We start from the raw sequence: 20,141 nt of genomic DNA on the forward strand, positions 1-20,141 counted from the left end.
TCGATGGCGACAACACACTGGCGCAAGTGGTACATCCTCTGCGTCGATACCATATCTACGTAGTGGCTTCGCGGGCAGCCTTGTCGCCGGTCTGTTTGCCACGGCGCCAGCCGTGAAGTTTCTCAAGCAGTTTGAGAATGCCCTGGGGTGCGTGTTCGCGCTTCCACTCTCCAGCGGCATACTTGGCTGATTCGTTCCAGGTCGGGTAGGGGTGGATAGTGCCCAGAATTTTGTTCAGGCCCAGGCCGTGCTTCATGGCCAGGGTGAACTCGGCCAGTATCTCGCCAGCGTGCACACCTACCACGACGGCACCCAGAATCTTGTCCTTCCCTGGCGGCGTAAGCACCTTGATAAAGCCATAATCCTCACTCTCAGCAATGGCACGATCCAGGTCGTCCAGGCCATAGCGGGTGACTTCGTAAGCCACACCTTTTTCCTTGGCTTCGGCCTCGCTAAGGCCGACCCTGGCCACCTCCGGCGAGGTAAAGGTCACCCAGGGCATCACCCGGTAATCCACCTGGAAACGCTTGAACTCGCCAAACAGACCGTTCACTGCCGCGTACCAGGCCTGATGAGCCGCCGCGTGGGTAAACTGATAGGGCCCGGCCACATCGCCACAGGCGAAGACGTTGGGGAAGCGCATGCTCATGTCTTCTTCCACTGGCACAGTGCCATTGGGCAGAGTTTCCACCCCAATCTTTTCCAGCCCCAGGCCGTCAGTCCGAGCGGCACGACCAACAGCCACCAGAACCCGGTCAAACGCGATCCTCACGCGCTCACCGTTGAATTCGCAGTAAACCACGTTTTCTCCGTCCTCAATGGTGAACTCCTTGGCGGCATGGTTGAGACGCAGATCAATGCCGTCCTGTTCAAACCGTTTCCGGATGACCTCGGAGACATCGGCGTCTTCCTTGGCGAGCAAACGCTCGCCCATTTCCACCTGGGTCACCTTGCTGCCAAGCCTTGCGAAGGCGTGGGCCAGTTCCGAACCAATGGGGCCTCCACCAAGCACCAGCAGGCGCTCGGGCTGGGTCTGCAGGGACCATAGATTGTCCGATGTCAGCGGGTCCATTCCCGCTAAACCGGGAATGGGCGGCACCGCCGGCTTACCCCCAGTGGCCACCACGATACTGCGGGCGGTCAGGCGCTCGGTGTGGCCATCACTGTGGGCGACTTCCAGCTCCCAGGGCGATACGAAACTGGCGGTGCCGGAGATGCAGTCAACACCCAGTTTGCGGAAGCGCTCGGGCGAGTCGTGGGGTTCCACCTTGGCGATGACCTCTTTCACCCGCGCCATGATATTGGCAAAGGAGCCTTTTACCGGTACCGACTCCAAACCATAACGATTCGCGTGGCGCAGGGTGTCGGTCGCCTTGGCACTGCGAATCAGCGCCTTGGACGGTACGCAACCGGTGTTGAGGCAGTCTCCACCCATTTTGTCTTTCTCGATCAGCGCCACCTTGGCTTTAACCGCTGCGGCGATGTACGCCGACACCAGGCCGGCCGAGCCACCGCCGATCACCAGCAGGTTGTAATCAAACGACTCGGGCTTCTGCCAGCCGGCGTACACCCGGCGCTTACGGATGAAACCGACAACGAACTTGGCAATCAGCGGGAACACACCCAACAGGGCGAAAGACAGCAGAATATTGGCCGACACAATGTCGCTGGTGGTTTCAATCGTCGACAACTGCGTGCCTGCGTTTACATACACAAAGGTACCCGGCAGCATCGCCGCCCAACTCACCAGCGCGTAGGTCTTCAGCTTCATGGCGGTCAGACCCATTGCCAGGTTAATCAAGAAAAACGGAAATACCGGCACCAGGCGCAGGGTGGCAAGATAGAACGCACCGTCTTTCTTGATGCCACGGTCCATCTTTTCGACGGTTTCCGCGTACCTCTCCCGCAAGGTATCCCGCATCAGGAACCTGGCCACCAGGAACGCAAGAGATGCGCCGATGGTCGACGCAATGGATACCGCAACCAGTCCATAGACATTACCGAAAAAGGCACCGCCGGCCAGGGTCATAATGGCCGCACCAGGTAGCGACAAGGCCGTCACCACTACATAAACAGCCGCAAAGCCAAGCACCGCCACTAACAAATTCTGATCGATCCATTGCTCAATGGCAGACTGGTGTTTCTGCAGGTTTTCCAGCGTGAGTATCTCGTGACCGCCAAAACTGATAAACAGTGCAACCACGACACCGATAACCAGCAGCAAAACGAGCTTTTTGGAGTTCATAGCTAAATCCATAAATTAGAAGTGAAAACGGTTGCTCTGTAAGACACGCCAAGGCGCTGGATGTTACAGCAGCCTGGGTCTAAAATTTTTTGAGCAGTTACTCATCATTACTGGAACTAATGGCTGCAACTATAGACATACCATTGTCCAGGCCGCTCTGGATGTCCAATAACATGTTTATAACGACGCTCTAACGCAGGTATTCGGGGGTATACGGAATGGAAACCGCAACACATCAGTCTGACGAGGACATCCTCATCAATGGCCTGAAGTCGGGAAACCAGGGCGCGTTTCGCGAGGCTGTGCGTTTATACACCCCCGGCATGATGGCCGTCGCCCGCTTTTACCTTGATCACGCCTCGGCAGAGGAAATTGTCCAGGATTGCTGGGTAACAGTTATCGATGCCGTTCAGACATTTGAGGGCCGATCCGGCCTGAAGACATGGCTGCACCGTATCGTGGCGAACCGGGCCAAGAATCATCTTCGGAAGGCAAAGCGGGAAGTAAACGCGGATTTCTCGGAAGCGCTGGACCCGGACCTCGCCGCCCGCTTCGCGCCAAATGGACGTTGGGCCACACCACCGAGCCTGAAATCCAACGAGTCCGCCCAGGCGCTGATGGAGAACGGCGCGCTGAGCGACTGCCTCGATCGACACCTGTTCGCACTGCCGGAAACACAGCGATCAGCATTAATGTTGTACGAAGCGCATCAGCACAAATCTGACGACGTATGTAACATTCTGGATGTCAGCGCCTCTAACCTGCGCGTGCTCCTTCATCGGGCACGGCAGAAGATCTTTCTGATGGTTGAGACATTTCAGGAGACAGGCGAATGTTAATGTGCCGAGACCTGGCTCGCATCGCCAGTGATTACATTGACGGTGAATTGGGCACCGGGAAGGTGATGTCTGTGAAGATGCACCTGCTGATGTGCGGTCGCTGTCGCAGCTTCATTGGCAGCCTGAGGGCCAGTATAGAGCTTATGAGCGCCCACTCGAGCCAGCAGCTGGACGAAGATCTGGTACGCCGGATTGACGAACGTGTCAGTGAGTCGCTCAACGCTCGGCGCTCCGGAAATGAGACGTCGGAACCGTAATCCTCTTTGCTTTCATGCATCGCGACTAATCGGTCTCGAAAATCTGCGTCTCTGGGTGAAACGTGTACCAGGCAAACCAGAATGCCCGCGTCGCTGGCAGGAGTTTGCCAGACTCATCGCGAAGCTCTGCAGAAGGTACGTCTGCATCAAAGTGAATGCTGACCTTCCTCCCTCCGATTTGGTCTTCAAGCTCCCCGTCCCCATGATCGGCAAGCTCCGGAAAAGGCCAGGCCTTACTTTCACCGTTATAGGTCCAGCCCAGCACCCAGGTTTTCGGGTGGTATTTCCGACTGGTGCTGGATACCGGGAAGTACAGTCGTTCAGAATGGTCGTAGTCACCGTATGGCGACTGACGATAGTTCCGGCGATGGCCGGTGTCGGTCGAAAGCACGAGCCCTGCGTCACCAACCCGGTTCCGCCACTTCCGCCAGAGCTCATGGCGAATGGCGACAGGCTCCAGTTCTGAGCCGGCCAGGGAGCCGGAAATGGCACGCCCTTCAATCTGTGACCAGAGCGATTCGGTCTGATGATCGTACATCAGCAGGTCGCTGTTATAGAGCAGGCCTGAAACGCCGAAGGTCAAAGTGCGGCCTTCCACTCTCGGATCAAATGCCATGCCGGTACCGCACAGAGGACAGAAAGTAATCAGAACAGGCTTTTCGATTGCTCCATGGTTTACAATCTCGTGCCAGTTCAGGATACCAATCGGGAACGCATACCGTTCCTGCCCCTGGTCATAGGTCATCACGAGGTCGTCCTCCCGCCAAGGCAGCTCACCACTTGCGGGCACAAATTTAGGACTGTCAATGGAGGGAATACCGTCACGGGGTGGCCCACCACGATGAATTTCATCAACCGGTATCAGCGCGTCACTCAAATCAAACCCGTTTTTCTCCTGGGCCAGGATCGCACGGGCACCCATCAGCAGTGAGACACACAACACCGTCAAGGCGACATTCTGCATTCTCATTGTTTTTCCTCCACCACTTCGGCGCATAACAAGCACACAGTCCCTATAACGACACCTGACCCATGCAAGCGTTACACCGAAGGCTGACAGAAGCACTTTTTTCGCTGCCCGACGGAACTCCAATAATCGTTCTCTGTCTCTGGAACGATCATTCAACATTCAAAAGGAGAAAAGGAATGCCCAAGCAGTTACCCCTCGCCCTGTTGCTACTTCGACTTGGCATTTTCGTTGTTTTTCTGATCTGGACCCTGGATAAACTGGTTCAGCCCGAACACGCCATTAAAGTATTTGGCTCTTTCTATGGGCTTGGTGGACTTGGCGAAACTGCCTTCTACTTCATTGGCATTGCGCAACTTGCACTGATTTTGCTGTTTGTAGCCGGCCTTCTGAAAACCTGGACTTACGGCGCAATCCTGGTCTTCCACGGTGTCTCTACTCTCTCCGCATTCGCGAAATACCTGCAGCCCTTTGATAATCTTCTGTTCTTTGCAGCCTGGCCCATGCTCGCTGCCTGTGCGGCGCTGTTTCTGCTTCGTGATTACGATACGCTTACGCTTTCAAGGCAACCGGTTCCCACCACGGCGTAGCACAACCCTGTGGCGCTGTAACAGTTACGCCGGTTGCTTGTCTTGAGTATCAAACGCGCCCTCTAACGAACAACAATCGGGGTAACCGATGCTACTGAACTGGCTATCACGGCGCCTGGCCGCCTATCTTTCGAAACAGGTCACCGAACATTCGGTGCGCACATGCGCCTGGGAGGCTCTGGAAAGGGTGCTTCAGCCCGGTGATGTCCTGCTGGTGGAGGGAAATACCCGAATCAGTGTGGCTATCAAATATCTGACCCAGTCAACCTGGTCGCATGCCGCTCTATATCTGGGGCCGGATGCAGGTCTTGGCGCCGCAGACAATGGCGAGCCACATGTTTTGGTCGAGGCGGATCTTGAGGAAGGCATTCGCCCACTCCCACTCTCGTTTTACCGCAACACCCATACCCGTATCTGTCGCCCGATCGGACTCAGTGACCACGATATCGGCAAGCTTGTTGCCTACTCGACAAGCCGGCTTGGCCATCAGTACGACCTGAAAAATGTCTGGGACCTGGCACGCTACCTTTTCCCGACGCCACCGGTACCTTCCCGCCACCGGCGTTCGCTGCTGGCCCTCGGCAGCGGTGATCCCACTCGAGCGATCTGTTCCACATTCATCGCCGAAGGCTTCCAGTCGCTCCGTTACCCGATTTTGCCCGTAAGCCTGTCCAATTCAGAAGATGACCGCGATTGCGCCGCCCAGAGGCGCGAGTACTTCCGGATTCGCCACCATTCTCTATTTGCGCCCCGGGATTTCGACGCCTCTCCCTACTTCGACATCGTTAAACCCACACTGGAACAAGGGTTTGATTACCGGGGGTTCCGGTGGGCGGAATGACACTGAGAATTGCCATCGTTGTTGTAGTAATGGCTGCCCTGGCAGGTGCCTGGTGGTTGCTACAGATATTGGGAATACCTGCGGACCTGTCTCCGGGGACCCTTGCACAATGGCTGAAAAGCCAGGAGGCTGCCGGCCCACTGCTGCTGATGCTGTTGATGACGATGGCTGTTGTGGTTGGCCCGATTCCCACACTTCCGGTCAGTGCAACCGCAGGTCTGGCGTTTGGTGTGCTTGAGGGAACCGCCATCGCAGCAACCGGTGCCCTGCTGGGTGCCATGGCGGCGTTCTGGATTGCCCGTTGCCTCGGACGCGAGGTGATCTGCAAACGTTTTCCGGACAACCCTGTGCTTGTACGGGATGGCTCGCAACGCTTTCTGACCATTGCCATCCTGCTGACTCGGCTGATACCCGTTTTCTCGTTCGCCCTGATCAGTTATGCCGCCGGCGTTACCGCCATACGCGCCTGGCGCTTCGCCATTGCCACCTTTGTTGGCATGCTGCCAATGACGGTGGTGTTTGCGGGCCTGGGGAACACTTTCACGTTGAATCCGGTACTTACCGTAGCCGCAGGCGCAGTTATCCTGACGGTGATGGTATGGTTGCCGTGGTCCATCAGCCGACACCCAGGCTCGCAGCTGGCGCGCTGGCTTCAACTCAACCAATAACAACAAAGAGACGACCTTATGCGCCGCCCGGTCAAAGCCGATGTTATGCCTTGGCTCGCCCGTGTACTTTCCAGTGCGCCCCGAGTTTCCCTGCAACGATCCCTTCACAGCATCCGTGCAAAGGCGCGGGGTGAAAGCGATCTTGTCCTGGTGTTCGTGAATCCCCGTGATCCGTTTGGACTCCCCCTGCTGCAAGCCCTTACCCAATTACAGGAACGCTTTCGCGTGCGTTTCCGGCTCCATACGGTCTGGCAACTGGACGACGAAATGTACCCTGAGCCGGCTCTTTGGCGCTCGTGGGCGCAACGGGACGCCACAAGGCTCTCGCAACTATACGGTTTCACACCTCCAGACCGGCCGACGGCGCCCTCCGAGACCGAACTGACGTCTGCCACGGCCCGTCTGCTTGATGCCGAAGGGAATGAGGAAGGACTGATAACTGCCGTGCATGTGCTAAAAGATCTGTGGCATTCAGATACCGGCCAACAACCAGACGCTGCGCCCGCAAGGTATGACCAGGCAAGGCTATCCGCGAATGAACGATTGCTCCGGCGACTCGGACACTATCAAGGCAGCATGACGAGATTCCTCGGTGAATGGTTCTGGGGTGTGGACCGCCTGGATCATCTTGAGCGGTGTCTGAACGAACAGGGACTGAACCGGGACGTCCCCGATGCGGTCCTTTTCACGCGCACATGGTCCGATTTGATGAGTAGCGTCCCCAGCCCGGCTGACGGCCACCGAGCGACCGACACCACCCTTGAAGTCTTCTTCTCCATCCGCAGCCCATACTCCTATCTGGGCCTGGAGCGAGCAATCCAGTTGGCCAATGCGTGGAATATCCCTCTTCAACTCAGACCGGTTCTGCCCATGCTGATGCGCGGGCAATCGGTACCGGATGCCAAAAAATGGTACATCTTCCACGACACCAAAAGAGAGGCCAACAAGCTGGGCATTCCGTATGGTTTCGTCGCTGATCCTTTGGGATCCGGCGTGGAACGATGCTATGCCCTGTTTGAATACGCACGCTCACTCGGTCGCGAGACCGACTACATGCTTACCTATGCCAGGGCCGTCAATGCTGAAGGTATACGTTCCGAAACCAATGCCGGTCTGAAAGTGATCGTTGAACGAGCCGGCCTGGACTGGCAGAAAGCAAAGGCTTTATTAAACGATCAGAGCTGGCGTGGGTGGGTGGAGGATAATCGTAAGGCCATGTATGACTGCGGGCTATGGGGCGTTCCCAGCTTCCGTTACGGGGCGGTCAGTTGCTGGGGCCAGGATCGGCTTTGGATTATCAAGGATGAGATCGAAAAGAGGGCGGAGACCAACTAGACCAGAATCAATGCCCTGGCTAACAGGATGGACGCAAGCGATGGGAAGACAGTATCGTCAACCCTGAACACGACCAATAAGGAATGACGATGACCGGTAACGCACCTTGGGACGGAAAAGCCGCCATCAATGCCGCTCTCGCCGGAGGCTGGGTTGCGGACGCGGCCAGCCTTGGGCTGCATTGGCTTTACGATAGCCAACGCATCTGTGAGGTTGGTGGCCAGTCACCGGAGTTCCTGCCGCCGAAGGCCGACTATTTCACGGGCGGCTTCGGTTATTTTGCCCATGGCGGCAAACAGCCTGGTGATGTCAGCCATTACGGCGCAGCGACAGGGGTGTTGACCGACAGCCTGCTGGCCAGTGAAGGGAATTTGGATATCCGCGATTACCAGCGCCGCTTTCGCGCTTTCTTTGGCCCCGGTGGTGATTGGCGGGGCTACATAGACAACCCGACCCGGGTCACTCTCAACAATCTGGACACCATCGAACAGGCACAGTTGACCACCAATGCCAAGCTGACCGATAAACAGAAACGGGTCCTGGTGCAGAAGGTTCTACCCTATACCCGCCGCCTGAGCGGCGAACAACTGGCTGACCCGGTCCGTAAGGCCATCAGTCTCACTTACCAGGAACCGGAGATACAGGACGCCGGCGTGCATCTGGCCACAACCATCGATCATCATCTGCTTCCGGAGAGCGGCGCCGACGACATGCAACTGCCGGCAGTTTCCAAGTTGGCACCACTGGTAGCCTGTTACTGTGGCAGCGAAAGACTGATGGGCGTAGCAGAGGCCGCCGTCCGGGTAACCAATCACAACGACGAAGCGGTAGCCTGGGCGAGGTGCGCAGCGCAACTCCTGGATCAGCTTTTCCGGGGTGAATCCCTATCAGCAGCCCTGGACGCTGCCACCCTCGAAGCACCTGATCCGCAACACCTCAACAAAGCCAGATCCGGTTCCGTTCTGGATGCTTCCGGTGCCGGCGACACCTATGGCCGCACCTGTTATCTGCAGGAGGCAATGCCAGTGATCTTTCATATCCTGAACCACGCCCAGAGCTTTACGGAAGCCGTTCGTGCCAACATCAGATGTGGAGGCGACTCCTGTGGGCGTGCCTGGATCATCGGGCCGGCCATGGCAGCAATTTACGGTGTGGGTGGGGAGCGCGGCATCCCCCTGAGCTGGCTGGCTCGGGTAACCAATGCCCCTGAGATCTATATGGATATTGAAAGACTTGTTAACAGCCAATGATGTGTATCATTGCCCATTTTTCACTCCCGACTATGATTCAGATAGGTTGCACGCCAGAAGGAGCGTTTTATGAAAACACTATTGATCAATACGCTATCGATTATTGCCCTGCTCGCAAGCGCACCTCTGCACGCGCAGGATGATCCCTTGAGAGTCGGAATGTCCGGCCAGTATTTCCCGTTTACCTTTGTGGAGCAGGATACACTCAAAGGGTTTGAAGTTGATGTCATGAACGCTGTTGGCAAAGAGATGGGGCGTGAGATCCAGTACCAGACCGCCAACTTCTCAGGCCTGTTTGGCATGTTGGAATCCGGGCGTATCGACACCGTTGCCAACCAGATCACCATCACCGAGGAGCGCCAGAAGGCCTACATTTTCAGCGAACCGTATGTCTATGACGGTGCTCAGGTAGTGACCAAAGAAGGCAACACAGAGGTCGAGCGTGTGGAAGATCTGAAGGGTAAGACCGTCGCGGTGAACCTGGGTTCCAACTTCGAGGCCCTGTTGCGGGAACTGCCCTATGCAGACCAAATCAACATCAAAACCTATGAGAGCAATCTGGAGCGTGATACCGCTCTGGGTCGCGTGGACGCCTTCGTTATGGACCGGGTCAGTGCCAGCCAGATCATCAAGGAGAAGCCACTGCCGCTGGAGCTCGCCGGCCCAACGTTCTCCCAGATCACCAACGCCTACCCGTTTCGCGACACGGACGCCGGACGAGCGTTGCGTGATGAAGTAAACGCGGCCTTGGCAGCCCTGCGTGACAACGGAACCCTGGCCTCCATTTCAGAGAAGTGGTTCGGCACCGACATCACCCAGCCCTGAGGGGCGCCACCAAGGCCTGACTCGCTATGGACGTGTTGAACGTCGAATACATGCTTGGGCTGGTACCTGTCTTGCTCGGGTACCTGCCCCTCACCCTGCAACTGGCCGGCGTCGGGATGGTGCTGGCGCTGATCCTCGCCTGCCTGTTCGCCGTCGTCCGGGTGCTGCGCATCCCGGTGCTCAATCAGCTGACGATCGTGTTCATTTCCTTTTTCCGGGGCACTCCGCTGCTGGTGCAGTTGTTCCTGTTCTATTACGGGCTGCCGCAACTGGTCAGTGCATTGACGGTCATAAACGGCATTACGGCGACCATCATGGGCCTGACCATGCATTTTTCGGCGTACATGGCGGAATCGATCCGCGCTGCCATTGTGGGGGTGGACCGCAGCCAGACCGAAGCCGCCCTGTCGATCGGCATGACCAACGGCCAACTGATGCGCCGGATTGTCCTGCCCCAGGCCACCCGGGTGGCACTGCCCACGCTGATGAACTACTTCATCGACATGATCAAGGCCACTTCACTGGCGTTTACCCTGGGGGTTACCGAATTGATGGGCGCCACCCAGAAAGAGGCCGCGGGCAGCTTCCTGTACTTCGAAGCCTTCATTGTTGCCGCCATCATGTACTGGATCGTCGTTGAGATGCTATCCAAGCTTCAGCACTACCTGGAAATCCGTCTGAACAAGGCCTACAGCCGATGATCAAACTGGAATCACTGAGCAAGCATTTTGGCAAGGCCGTGGTTCTCGACGGCATTGATCTCGCCATCGAAGAAGGTGAGATCGTGGTGATCATCGGTCCCTCAGGGACCGGAAAATCCACCCTGTTGCGTTGCGTCAACTTTCTGGAACAACCCACCAAAGGCACCATGACCGTGGGTGATCTGACCGTGGACGTGAACCGCGCCAGCCGCGCGGACATTCTCTCCATGCGCCGCCGAACCGCGTTCGTTTTTCAGAACTATGCCCTGTTCTCCAACAAGACCGCATTGCAGAACATCGCTGAACGGTTGCTCGTGGTGGATCGCTGGCCGAAGGAAAAAGCCTACCAGCGCGCCCGGGAAATACTTGAGCAGATTGGCCTCGCCGATAAGGCGGATGCCTACCCGGCCTCCATGTCCGGCGGACAGCAACAGCGGGTCGGTATTGGCCGCGCCATGGCCACCGGAGCCGAGGTGATCCTGTTTGACGAGCCCACGTCGTCACTCGACCCCGAGTGGGTGGAAGAAGTGCTGGGGCTGATGAAACAGTTGGCCTCAGAGCACCAAACCATGATGGTGGTTACGCACGAAATGTCCTTCGCGCGGGACGTGGCCGACCGTGTGATCTTTATCGACGGCGGTCGAATCGTGGAGCAGGGGCCACCGAGTGAAATTTTCTACCATCCAAAGGACCCCCGCACCAAGGACTTTCTGAAGAAAATCCTGGCCACCAACCCGGTATGAACGACGTTGCTGACGCCGTTACCAGGTTTCCCCGAAGGGGCGAATATCCAGCTCGAAGGTCCAGGCGGACGGATGCTGCTGAGACAGATTCCAGACCGCGTCAGCGACCGCAGCCGGTGTCACAAAGAATTCGTCCGGCTTGTCCGCCAGCCACTCGCGGGTTCGCGGCAGATCCACCACACCATCAATCACAACGTTAGCCACATGGATTTTTTCCGGCCCGAGCTGGCGGGCCATTGACTGTGCCAGGCTGCGTTGGGCGGCTTTTGCCGAAGCAAAGGGCGCGGTATTCGCTCGCCCGCGAGTCGCCGCCGAGGCGCTGGTCACGATAATACTGGCCGTGCCATGCTCGCGCAGCTGCGGCAGAGCCGCTTTGGTGGCGGCCACCAGGCCCTGCACATTGATGCGCCAGTTGGCCTCGAAATCGTCCAGGCTGGCCTCTTCTACATTCTTGAAGACACCACCGCCAGCGTTATAAAGCAGCACTGCGGCGGGCCCGAGTTTGTCCCTGATCGCAGCCAGGACCGTACCTATCTGTTCCGATTCCATCAGGTCACAGGGAAAGGCATAGGTGTTGGATATCGACTGCTCAAGCTGCAGCAGGTAGTCTTTACTGCGCGCCAGCATCGCCACCTGGTAGCCTTCATCACTGAACCGCCGCACAAAAGCCTCGCCATTGCCCGGCCCGACACCCATTACTACGCATACGTTGCTCATAAGTTGCCTCTCCCGCCGGCGTGGCCGGCTATCGTTTAGTGGCACTCAGTTCTGTGGTAACCAAACAAAAAGCCACACTGAAACAGTCCCGATCACCTGAATTCAGGAAAATTGTCGGGTTTGTTAAGCGCCCAGTCGTAATCGATGTACTCCATCGCAGACGTTTGCGCGACGCGACTCGCCACTGACGCATCCGCCCAGGCCCTGATAAACGCCTTTGGTGTTCCCGATGCCTCTTCGAAATCCGTCGCGTACCACTTGAACAGTTCGGTAACATACGCTGTATCAGTATCTATCCTCAGATGCCGATCCGTATTGAACGCTCGCCGGGTATTCTCTGCCAGCAGGTTTTCCAGATTGTCAGCCGTGTAGACAGTCTCCCGCAATGGCGGACAGCCTACGGACGCACAGTTCACCGCGAAATGTACCCGCGCGTCTTTCCAACCTTTCTCTGCGTATTCCTCCCCAAGAAGGATATCCTTCTCCATCTGGTTCAGGCTGTATTCTTGTCCTCCTATCTCAAACTTTTTCCGGTCAAAAACACTGTCCACGAAGGGATTGACGCGACCGCCATAGTCCCAGACCGAGTCAACGAGCTCTCCCTCCGGCCGCTCAGTCAGGATCTGGTCGATCATGAAAAAATTATAGGCGTTGAGCCAGAAGGCGACGGATTCAGCCTCGCCGTCGAGGGTACCGGTGTCGAAATCTTCAAGGCGGTTACGCTGGTCCGCCAGCAGGCCGTCGGTCTGCGATGAGGCCAGGGCCGCCTCATAGTCAAATGCTGAAACCAGGCCACCCTCGGTCGTTGTCGACTCTGCCAGGTACTGTGTTAGCAGACGCTGAAACGGGTCAAACGTTGCTTCAGCGGCGGCAGCGGTCACCGGCATGATGACGGCGAACATCATCAGGCATATCAATCGTCCAGGTTTGTTCACGTCACTCTCCACAGGTCTAAAGGTTCCAAAAGTCTACAGGTTCATCGACTTTGCTCTTTCACCGACACGAAAAGCCGGCCATTGTTACAACGCAACTGGTATTGATAATCGATTACATTTAGTTTAGTTTCCGCATCGTGACGAAAAACAACTATCAGGTGCCGAGACCCATGTTCAAACAACCCAACTCTCTACGCTACTCCCTGATCCTCGCGCTTGGATGCGCCACAACCGCAACTGCTCAGGAAAGCACCGATCAGGCACCGAAATCCCTTGATACACTTGAAGTAACCGCCACTCGCGGTCTTGACTCCCTCAACGTTAACCCCGGTGCGGTCACCGTGGTTGACCGCGACGCCATCGACAAACAGTCCTCGTTGGGTGGCAACGTGGGCGATATTCTGGCCAAAACCGTTCCAGGCCTGTCACCCTCTACCCACGGTTTAACCAGTGTGGCGCAGACGCTGCGCGGCCGAAACCTGTTCGTGCTGATTGACGGCATCCCCCAGACCATCAGCCTGCGCGACGGGCTTCATTCCCTGAACTCCATTGACCCGTCATCGATCGAGCGCATCGAAGTGATCCGGGGCTCCAATGGTGTGTACGGCTTTGGCGGTACCGGCGGCATCATCAACATCATCACCCGCAAGAACGAAAAAGGCGCCCCCTTATACCGCACCGAACTGAATGGTGGTTTCTCGACCGAGCACATCAAGGACAGCGAACAATTCGGGCTATCCCAGAGCGTGACCGGTGGCTCAGGAGCCTTTGACTACCAGCTCCGAGGCTCCTACGAAAAACGCGCTAATGTCTTCGATGCCGATGGCGACCGCATCCCGCCGGACCCGAACGGCCAGGGTGGCATTGCCGACTCCCGCGAGTTCGACGTGCTGGCAAAGCTCGGCTTCGACCTGGACGCCGACAAGCGCCTGGAACTGACCACCAGCTACTACGACATCAAACAGGACACCAATTACGTCCTTGAAGCGGGCGTGTACGGCGAGCAGAAAACCCGCGCCGTCAAAGGCGACCCGGGCGGCGAGGATCAGGGCACTGAAAACCTGAACGTGAACCTGACCTACAGCGACCAGCAACTGTTCGGCAATACCTCACTGGGTGCGCAGCTGTATTATCGCGACTACATGACCCGATTCGGGTACTTCGCCACCTTCTATCCCGGCGGTGGACAGTCGCTGACCGAATCGGAGCGCATCGGCTCCCGTCTGGACTTTGAAACGCCGTTTGACGTCATGTCTGGCGCCAAGTTGCTCTGGGGCCTGGACACCCTGATGGAAACCACGGCCCAGCCCCTGGAAGACGGGCGGACGTTCGTACCTGAAATGGACCAGAACAGTGTGGCGCCGTTCCTGCAGGCGGAACTTCGGCTGAATCCGAAGTGGACCGTTAATGCCGGCGTCCGCTACGAGAAATTCTGGTTCGAGGTGGACGACTACACCACGGTGTTTGGTGCAGACGTCGAAGGCGGTGAGCTGGAGTACAGCGAAACGGTCTTCAATACTGGTGCCCGATACCAGGTGAACGATGTCTGGGCAGCCACCGCCAGCTTCTCTCAGGGCTTCACGGTGCCGGAGATTGGCCGCACCCTGCGCCAGCCCCAGCAGGGCACATCGCTGGATCAGATCCGCCCTGAGCCACAGGTGGTCGACAACTACGAGGTTGGCACCGAGGCCGTCTGGGATCGCGCCGATCTTGCACTGACGCTGTTCTACAGTGAGTCGGAACTGGGAACCAGCCTTGCGGCAGCCAACGCCAACGAGCCCATTCCCGTGCTGCGCAGCCCTGAACGTATCTACGGTTTCGAGGCAGAGCTCAACACCTATCCCACCCGCGACCTGAGTGCCGGCGGCACCTTTACCTGGATGGAAGGCAAAGTCGATTCTGACGATGACGGCAGTTACGATACCTACCTTGCCGGCAACCGGATTTCACCACTCAAGCTCACTGGCTATGTGGAACACGATACTACTGCGCGCTGGAGCAATCGCCTGCAGGTCATGGTCGTGGGTGATCGCGACCGCTTTAGCGGTAGCGGTTTTGGCCAGGGCGAGGTGGAGTCCTTCACGGTTCTGGATCTGACCAGCACCTGGCGGACCGGCAACGGGGATATCACCCTGGCCATCAACAATCTGCTGAATGAGGATTACTTCCCGGTGATCTCGCAGATCTACAATTTCGACACCCAGTACACCACCGCACCCGGCCGATCGGTGATGGTCAGTTACGGGGTCGACTGGTAAACGTTGGACAGGTAAACACCACACATAAGGCCGCTCAAAGCGGCCTTATGTTTTTTACCACCCAGCAAAGCGACGCCGTAGGGCCGTCGTCCAGGTCCGCACAGGTATCGACGCGCACGACCTCCATGGTGCCGCATCGGGCTGTCAGTGCCCCGGAATCATCATTCGACGCCCAGTCCACTTGCACCACAACCTCCTTGCTGTCATCACGGGAAGCTTCCGGACCAACTGACAGTGCCGCACGGATGTTTCTGTCTGAAAGCCACTCCAGGGCGGAGATTTCAGCGCACTGCTGGGCAGGCGTCAGCAGCGACTGGCCACGATAACAGGGCAGGTAGGGAAGGCCATCTGCCTCATGCTGCAGAAAAGGCAGCACCTGTTCCGGCGCAACGCGGCCGTATTTGCGCATGGACGGGAACACCATGATGCTCGCCGCAAGCCGGCATCCGCCCAGATGGGAACTTTCCCAGACCTCAAACGGCAGGTCCCGGTCTGCGACCGTACGGGCGAGCTCCTGATAGGTCGCATATCCAAACTTGGCACAGCACTTGTCCTTGCGGCCATGGGTGCAACACAGCACCAGGGAGTCGGTCATCGCTGCGCCAGCCCACCCACTCAGGTCGTCGCCGGCCTCCAGGGCCTCCAGAAACGCCGGCAGGTCACGCCGCTCAACGTCAAAGCTGCGGCCTTCCGGCAACAGGTAAAGTCGGTGCCTGAGCGCCGGCCGACCACGCTGGTGAATCAGGTTCACCCGCCGTCCACTCGCCGCAAGACGGTTGACCCGTGATGCCAGGTCGTCATCCATATCACGGGCAATTCGCAGGCTTCGCGACCACTTCGGCCGCGGCCAACTGATCAGCAGATTACTCTCGGCATGAGTTGCTGTGCCGGCAAGAGGGTCGCCGGCCTCAATACTGTCGACAGCACAGAATCGATGAGCGGAGGCACTCATGTCGTTGCCGCCGACGAGGTGAAGGAAGCAGTCTCGGCCACGGTTCGTTTTACTGGCACACAAACCGGCCGGCCCGCCAAAGGTTCACGGATAACCTGGGCATCAAGATCAAACACCTGCTTGAGGTTGTCAGCGGTAAACACGGTCTCCGGTGGGCCGTCGTGCAGAATCCGGCCCGCCTTCATCATTACCAGCCGGTCGGCGTAGGCCGCCGCCAGGTTGAGGTCGTGGAGCACTACCAACAGCGTCCGCCCCTGTGTGTGAGCCAGGGATACCAGCAGTTCCAGCAGGTCCACCTGTACCTTCAGGTCCAGAAACGTGGTGGGTTCATCAAGCAGAAGCAGGTCGGTTTCCTGGGCCAGCACCATGGCAATCCAGCAACGTTGACGCTGCCCGCCACTGAGCGCATCCACCGGCCGGTCTGCAAACGTCGCAACATCAGCCACCCTCATGGCCTCCTCAACGGCGGCTTCGTCGTGTCGGGACCACTGGCGCATCAGGCTCTGATAGGGGAAACGTCCAAGCCCTACCAACTCCCTGACCGTCAGCCCATCCGGTGCGGTGGGGCTCTGTGGCAGTATTCCGAGCCGTTGCGCGACGGTGCGGGTGGGCTGACGATGGATATCGCTGCCGTCAAGAAACACCTTGCCAGCGCTGGGGGCCAGCGTTCGGGCCAGGGTTTTCAGCAGAGTGGATTTGCCCGAGCCATTCGGTCCCAACAGAACGGTAACACTGCCCTCGCGCACCGTGAAATCCACGTTCGTCAGCACCTGCCGGCCGCCGTATCCCGCGCACACTGCGTCACCCCGCAGTCGCGGCTGGCGATCGTAGTCCGGGGATGGGGAATGTCGATTCAGGGGCATATTGGCGTCGCTTTCGAGTGAAGTCAGATGATATTATCTCCCATTCTCATTATCAAATCGGCGCCATCAACTAGGCACTATCAACGCAGCCAACTCAGCCTCATCAAATCGGCCCCTGGTTGCTGTTCGCCAAACAACCGGATGTACCATGCACCGCTACGCCAGCTTCCTGCTGATCGTTACCTGCCTCTTTCAATTCCCCGCAGCGATCGCTGCCATCACAACTACCCCGGTAACCACCGTGGAGCATGCCCTTGGTGAAGCAACCATCGCGGGCCGGCCTGATCGCGTGGTATCCCTGTATCAGGGCGCCACCGATACCGCTGTGGCGCTGGGGATCAAACCCATAGGCGTGGTGGAATCCTGGACCGAAAAGCCGATGTATCAGTATCTGCGTGAAGACCTTCAGGGCGTGACCTATCTGGGACTTGAAACCCAGCCTGACCTGGAGCGCATCGCCTGGCTGTCGCCGGACCTGATTGTCGGCGCCAGGAACCGGCATCGCACCGTCTACCCCCTGCTGGAGCGCATCGCGCCCACGGTCATACCGGGCGATGTCTACGACTTCAAGGCGCTGCTTACGATGATGGCAAAGGCCACCGGCCGCACGGCTCGCGGTGAGGAATTGCTGACGCGCTGGCAGGAACGGGTTGCGGATTTCAGAACCCGAATCCGTCAAAAGCTGGGTGAACAGTGGCCCCAGGAGGTGGCAATCCTGAGTTTTCGGGCCGACCATGCCCGCATCTACTATGGCGGCTTCGCCCGCTCCGTGCTGAACGAGCTTGGCTTCACTGCCCCAGCCTCCCATCGCCAGGAAAGCTGGGGCATAAAACTCACCAGCCAGGAAAGCATCCCGGCCATGGACGCCGAGGCCGTCTTCATCTTCATGGAGGACGATCCCGCCGTTCAGCGCACGTTCAACACCTGGTCCAGCCACCCCCTTTGGAAAAACCTGAAGGCCGTGCGGCAAAACGACGCCTATCAGGTGGACCCGGTCACCTGGAACATGGGCGCTGGCATTATTGCCGCCAATCAGATGCTGGACGAACTCTACCAGCACTACGACCTCCACCAACCTGAACATCAGGGGTGCCCACGATGCTGACCACCCCACCGGCAAAAACGCTGGGAACCCTACTCTGCCTGGGCCTGCTGCTGGCCGCGACGGTATCAAGCCTGATATTCGGTCACATTCCTGTATCACTAGAGATGCTGATCAACAGCCTGACGGACTACGACCCCGGCTCCCTCGAGCATCTGGTCATTCACTCGGAACGCTTTTCGCGCACCGTGACCTCCGTGGTCGTGGGTGCCGGCCTGGCCATTGCCGGGGCGCTGATGCAGACGCTGACCCGCAACCCGCTGGCGTCACCCGGCATTCTCGGCATCAACGCCGGCGCCATGTTTTTCGTGGTTGTCGGTGCCACGCTGTTTTCGCTGACCTCGCCGTCGCAACTGGTGTGGGCGGCCTTTATCGGCGCCGCCACGGCCGCCGTGTTGGTGTACTTCCTGGGGCAGGAAGCCGGGCGCGGTGTTTCGCCCGTGCGCACGGTGCTCGCCGGCGTCGCGGTGACAGCGCTGTTTGTCTCCTTTGCCCAGGGGTTGCTGATCCTCAACCAGGACCGTTTCGAAAGCATCCTGTTCTGGCTGGCGGGTTCCGTTTCAGGGCGCGACCTGGATGCGATAGCGCCATTGTTGCCGCTGTTCGGAGGCGCCCTGATCCTCGCGTTGCTATTGTCCCGGCAACTGAACCTGCTCGGGCTGGACGATGAGGTCATCCGCGGCCTGGGGCTCAGAGTAGGGCAGGTGCGATTGTTGATCGGTCTGGTGGTGATTGTCCTGGCAGGCACTTCGGTGGCCATGGCGGGGCTGATCGGCTTTGTCGGCCTGATCGTGCCACACATGGCCCGCGGCCTCTTTGGCACGGATCATCGCTGGTTGCTGCCCCTGTCGGCCATTATTGGCGCCACGCTGCTGCTGGCTGCCGACACCCTCGCCAGGCTGGTGATACCACCCCAGGAGATTCCCGTGGGAGTCATGACAGCGCTGCTGGGCACACCGCTGTTCCTCCATCTCGCCCGACACGTGAGGAAAGTATCATGAGCCGAACCCTGATACTTCGCTCTCGCAATGACCACTGGTCGATCAAACTCAATACCAGAGTTCTGGTGGTCACCGGTGTGCTCGCAGTGTTACTGGCTGCCAGCAGTGTTCTCGCGCTTACATCCGGCAGCCATCCCACCTCGGTTACAGACGTACTCGCCACACTGGTCGCCCCGGATCAGTCAGAGCTGGCACTGATTATTCTGGAAATTCGCCTGCCCAGAATACTCATGGCCATACTGGTGGGCGCTGCTCTGGGCTCAGCCGGCCTCATCCTGCAAGGTCTGGTGAGAAACCCGCTGGCGTCACCGGATGTCATTGGCATCACCAGTGGGGCGTCGGCCGCCGCGGTGCTGTTTCTCTGGCTCGGAGGTGTCACCGGAACCTCGCTGCTACTGGCACCCGTCGCCATGGGGGGCGCCTTTGTCGTGGCCCTGGGCATTACGGCTCTGGCCTGGCAGAGGGGGATCAGCCCCGCCAGGCTGGTGCTGGTAGGCGTTGGGCTGGCAGCCGGGCTGACCGCAGTAACCACCCTGCTACTGGTACTGAGCCCTGATGCCACGGCCATGAATGCCTATATCTGGCTCACTGGCAGCCTCTACGCCTCACAGTGGCACGACGTCACCGCCCTGGCACCCTGGCTGATGGTGTGCTGGCCCCTGGCGCTGATCAAGCTCCGGCACCTTGATGCACAATCCATGGGGGAAGATATGGCGCTGGGCCTGGGTAGCGCTCTACAGGGCCATCGACTGCTGTTCCTGGTGCTGGCAGTGGCCCTCGCCGGCTCAGCCGTGGCCTATGCCGGGGCGGTCGGGTTCATCGGCCTGATTGCGCCACACATGGCGCGACGACTCGTCAACAGTGGCCACACGGGGCTGTTGCCCATCGCGGCACTGATCGGCGCATTGATTCTTCTCTATGCGGACTGGGTGGGTCGGGTTGCGTTCATACCCCGGGATCTACCGGCAGGCATTTTCGTTGCGGGCATCGGCGCGCCCTTCTTCGTGTACCTGCTGTACCGACTCAGGCGGGAACTGGGGTGACAGTAAAAG

The 20,141-nt window shown here is 58.4% G+C and carries 20 protein-coding genes; 14 read left to right on the forward strand and 6 right to left on the reverse strand.

What is annotated here, in order from left to right; translation table 11 throughout:
- Positions 1–55: 55 nt before the first annotated feature.
- Positions 56–2,245 (reverse strand): FAD-dependent oxidoreductase, encoded by a 2,190-nt coding sequence (locus tag R1T46_RS03360; RefSeq protein ID WP_317307332.1) that lies wholly within the window; start codon positions 2,243–2,245, stop codon positions 56–58.
- Between the two features lie 218 nt (positions 2,246–2,463).
- Here R1T46_RS03360 and R1T46_RS03365 point away from each other — a divergent pair, with 218 nt between their 5' ends.
- Together R1T46_RS03365 and R1T46_RS03370 are read left to right on the forward strand one after the other, a co-directional pair.
- A complete protein-coding gene (locus tag R1T46_RS03365) occupies positions 2,464–3,084 on the forward strand; it encodes an RNA polymerase sigma factor (protein ID WP_317307333.1) in 621 nt (206 codons plus the stop codon).
- Positions 3,078–3,341 (forward strand): zf-HC2 domain-containing protein, encoded by a 264-nt coding sequence (locus tag R1T46_RS03370; protein ID WP_317307334.1) that lies wholly within the window; start codon positions 3,078–3,080, stop codon positions 3,339–3,341. The genes R1T46_RS03365 and R1T46_RS03370 overlap by 7 nt, the downstream gene beginning before the upstream one ends.
- A gap of 25 nt (positions 3,342–3,366) precedes the next feature.
- Here the strand turns inward: R1T46_RS03370 and R1T46_RS03375 are convergent, their stop codons facing one another.
- Positions 3,367–4,311 carry a DUF3179 domain-containing protein gene (locus tag R1T46_RS03375; RefSeq protein WP_317307335.1) on the reverse strand — a complete coding sequence of 315 codons (945 nt, stop codon included), beginning with the start codon at positions 4,309–4,311 and terminating at the stop codon, positions 3,367–3,369.
- 176 nt (positions 4,312–4,487) lie between these two features.
- Between R1T46_RS03375 and R1T46_RS03380 the strand changes: the two genes are divergently transcribed.
- The 8 genes from R1T46_RS03380 (at position 4,488) to R1T46_RS03415 (ending at position 11,261) form a co-directional block, all read left to right on the forward strand.
- Positions 4,488–4,898 (forward strand): hypothetical protein, encoded by a 411-nt coding sequence (locus R1T46_RS03380; RefSeq protein WP_317307336.1) that lies wholly within the window; start codon positions 4,488–4,490, stop codon positions 4,896–4,898.
- An 88-nt stretch (positions 4,899–4,986) separates the two neighbouring features.
- Positions 4,987–5,739 carry a YiiX/YebB-like N1pC/P60 family cysteine hydrolase gene (locus tag R1T46_RS03385; RefSeq protein ID WP_317307337.1) on the forward strand — a complete coding sequence of 251 codons (753 nt, stop codon included), beginning with the start codon at positions 4,987–4,989 and terminating at the stop codon, positions 5,737–5,739.
- Entirely contained in the window at positions 5,736–6,407 is a 672-nt protein-coding gene (locus R1T46_RS03390) for a TVP38/TMEM64 family protein (RefSeq protein ID WP_317307338.1), read from the forward strand. Before R1T46_RS03385 ends, R1T46_RS03390 begins: the two co-directional genes overlap by 4 nt.
- An 18-nt stretch (positions 6,408–6,425) precedes the next feature.
- Positions 6,426–7,742 carry a DsbA family protein gene (locus R1T46_RS03395; RefSeq protein WP_317307339.1) on the forward strand — a complete coding sequence of 439 codons (1,317 nt, stop codon included), beginning with the start codon at positions 6,426–6,428 and terminating at the stop codon, positions 7,740–7,742.
- Between the two features lie 89 nt (positions 7,743–7,831).
- A complete protein-coding gene (locus R1T46_RS03400) occupies positions 7,832–8,992 on the forward strand; it encodes an ADP-ribosylglycohydrolase family protein (RefSeq protein WP_317307340.1) in 1,161 nt (386 codons plus the stop codon).
- 69 nt (positions 8,993–9,061) lie between these two features.
- Entirely contained in the window at positions 9,062–9,817 is a 756-nt protein-coding gene (locus tag R1T46_RS03405) for an amino acid ABC transporter substrate-binding protein (protein ID WP_317307341.1), read from the forward strand.
- Positions 9,818–9,843: 26 nt separating this feature from the next.
- On the forward strand, positions 9,844–10,518 hold the full coding sequence (locus tag R1T46_RS03410) for an amino acid ABC transporter permease (protein WP_317307342.1): 675 nt from the start codon (positions 9,844–9,846) through the stop codon (positions 10,516–10,518).
- Positions 10,515–11,261 (forward strand): amino acid ABC transporter ATP-binding protein, encoded by a 747-nt coding sequence (locus tag R1T46_RS03415; RefSeq protein ID WP_317307343.1) that lies wholly within the window; start codon positions 10,515–10,517, stop codon positions 11,259–11,261. Before R1T46_RS03410 ends, R1T46_RS03415 begins: the two co-directional genes overlap by 4 nt.
- A gap of 18 nt (positions 11,262–11,279) precedes the next feature.
- Here R1T46_RS03415 and R1T46_RS03420 read toward each other — a convergent pair whose 3' ends face one another.
- Both R1T46_RS03420 and R1T46_RS03425 read right to left on the reverse strand, forming a co-directional pair.
- Complete coding sequence (locus tag R1T46_RS03420; RefSeq protein ID WP_317307344.1) at positions 11,280–11,978, reverse strand: SDR family NAD(P)-dependent oxidoreductase; 699 nt, start codon at positions 11,976–11,978, stop codon at positions 11,280–11,282.
- Between the two features lie 92 nt (positions 11,979–12,070).
- The gene (locus R1T46_RS03425; RefSeq protein ID WP_317307345.1) at positions 12,071–12,913 is read right to left on the reverse strand and encodes a DUF547 domain-containing protein; all 843 of its coding nucleotides are present in this window, start codon (positions 12,911–12,913) and stop codon (positions 12,071–12,073) included.
- 170 nt (positions 12,914–13,083) lie between these two features.
- On the opposite strand from R1T46_RS03425, the gene R1T46_RS03430 reads away from it, so the two are divergent.
- The gene (locus tag R1T46_RS03430) at positions 13,084–15,171 is read left to right on the forward strand and encodes a TonB-dependent receptor (protein WP_317307346.1); all 2,088 of its coding nucleotides are present in this window, start codon (positions 13,084–13,086) and stop codon (positions 15,169–15,171) included.
- A 34-nt stretch (positions 15,172–15,205) separates the two neighbouring features.
- Here R1T46_RS03430 and R1T46_RS03435 read toward each other — a convergent pair whose 3' ends face one another.
- Together R1T46_RS03435 and R1T46_RS03440 are read right to left on the reverse strand one after the other, a co-directional pair.
- Complete coding sequence (locus R1T46_RS03435) at positions 15,206–16,123, reverse strand: sucrase ferredoxin (protein ID WP_317307347.1); 918 nt, start codon at positions 16,121–16,123, stop codon at positions 15,206–15,208.
- Positions 16,120–16,986 (reverse strand): ABC transporter ATP-binding protein, encoded by an 867-nt coding sequence (locus R1T46_RS03440; protein ID WP_317307348.1) that lies wholly within the window; start codon positions 16,984–16,986, stop codon positions 16,120–16,122. Before R1T46_RS03440 ends, R1T46_RS03435 begins: the two co-directional genes overlap by 4 nt.
- Positions 16,987–17,134: 148 nt before the next feature.
- Between R1T46_RS03440 and R1T46_RS03445 the strand changes: the two genes are divergently transcribed.
- From R1T46_RS03445 to R1T46_RS03455, 3 genes are read left to right on the forward strand one after another with little or no spacing between them, the layout of a single operon-like run.
- A complete protein-coding gene (locus tag R1T46_RS03445) occupies positions 17,135–18,091 on the forward strand; it encodes an iron-siderophore ABC transporter substrate-binding protein (protein WP_317307349.1) in 957 nt (318 codons plus the stop codon).
- Complete coding sequence (locus R1T46_RS03450) at positions 18,085–19,089, forward strand: iron ABC transporter permease (RefSeq protein WP_317307350.1); 1,005 nt, start codon at positions 18,085–18,087, stop codon at positions 19,087–19,089. The genes R1T46_RS03445 and R1T46_RS03450 overlap by 7 nt, the downstream gene beginning before the upstream one ends.
- A complete protein-coding gene (locus R1T46_RS03455; RefSeq protein WP_317307351.1) occupies positions 19,086–20,132 on the forward strand; it encodes an iron ABC transporter permease in 1,047 nt (348 codons plus the stop codon). The genes R1T46_RS03450 and R1T46_RS03455 overlap by 4 nt, the downstream gene beginning before the upstream one ends.
- Positions 20,133–20,141: the final 9 nt, after the last annotated feature.

Source organism: Marinobacter salarius (genome assembly GCF_032922745.1).
Taxonomy (GTDB): Bacteria; Pseudomonadota; Gammaproteobacteria; order Pseudomonadales; family Oleiphilaceae; genus Marinobacter.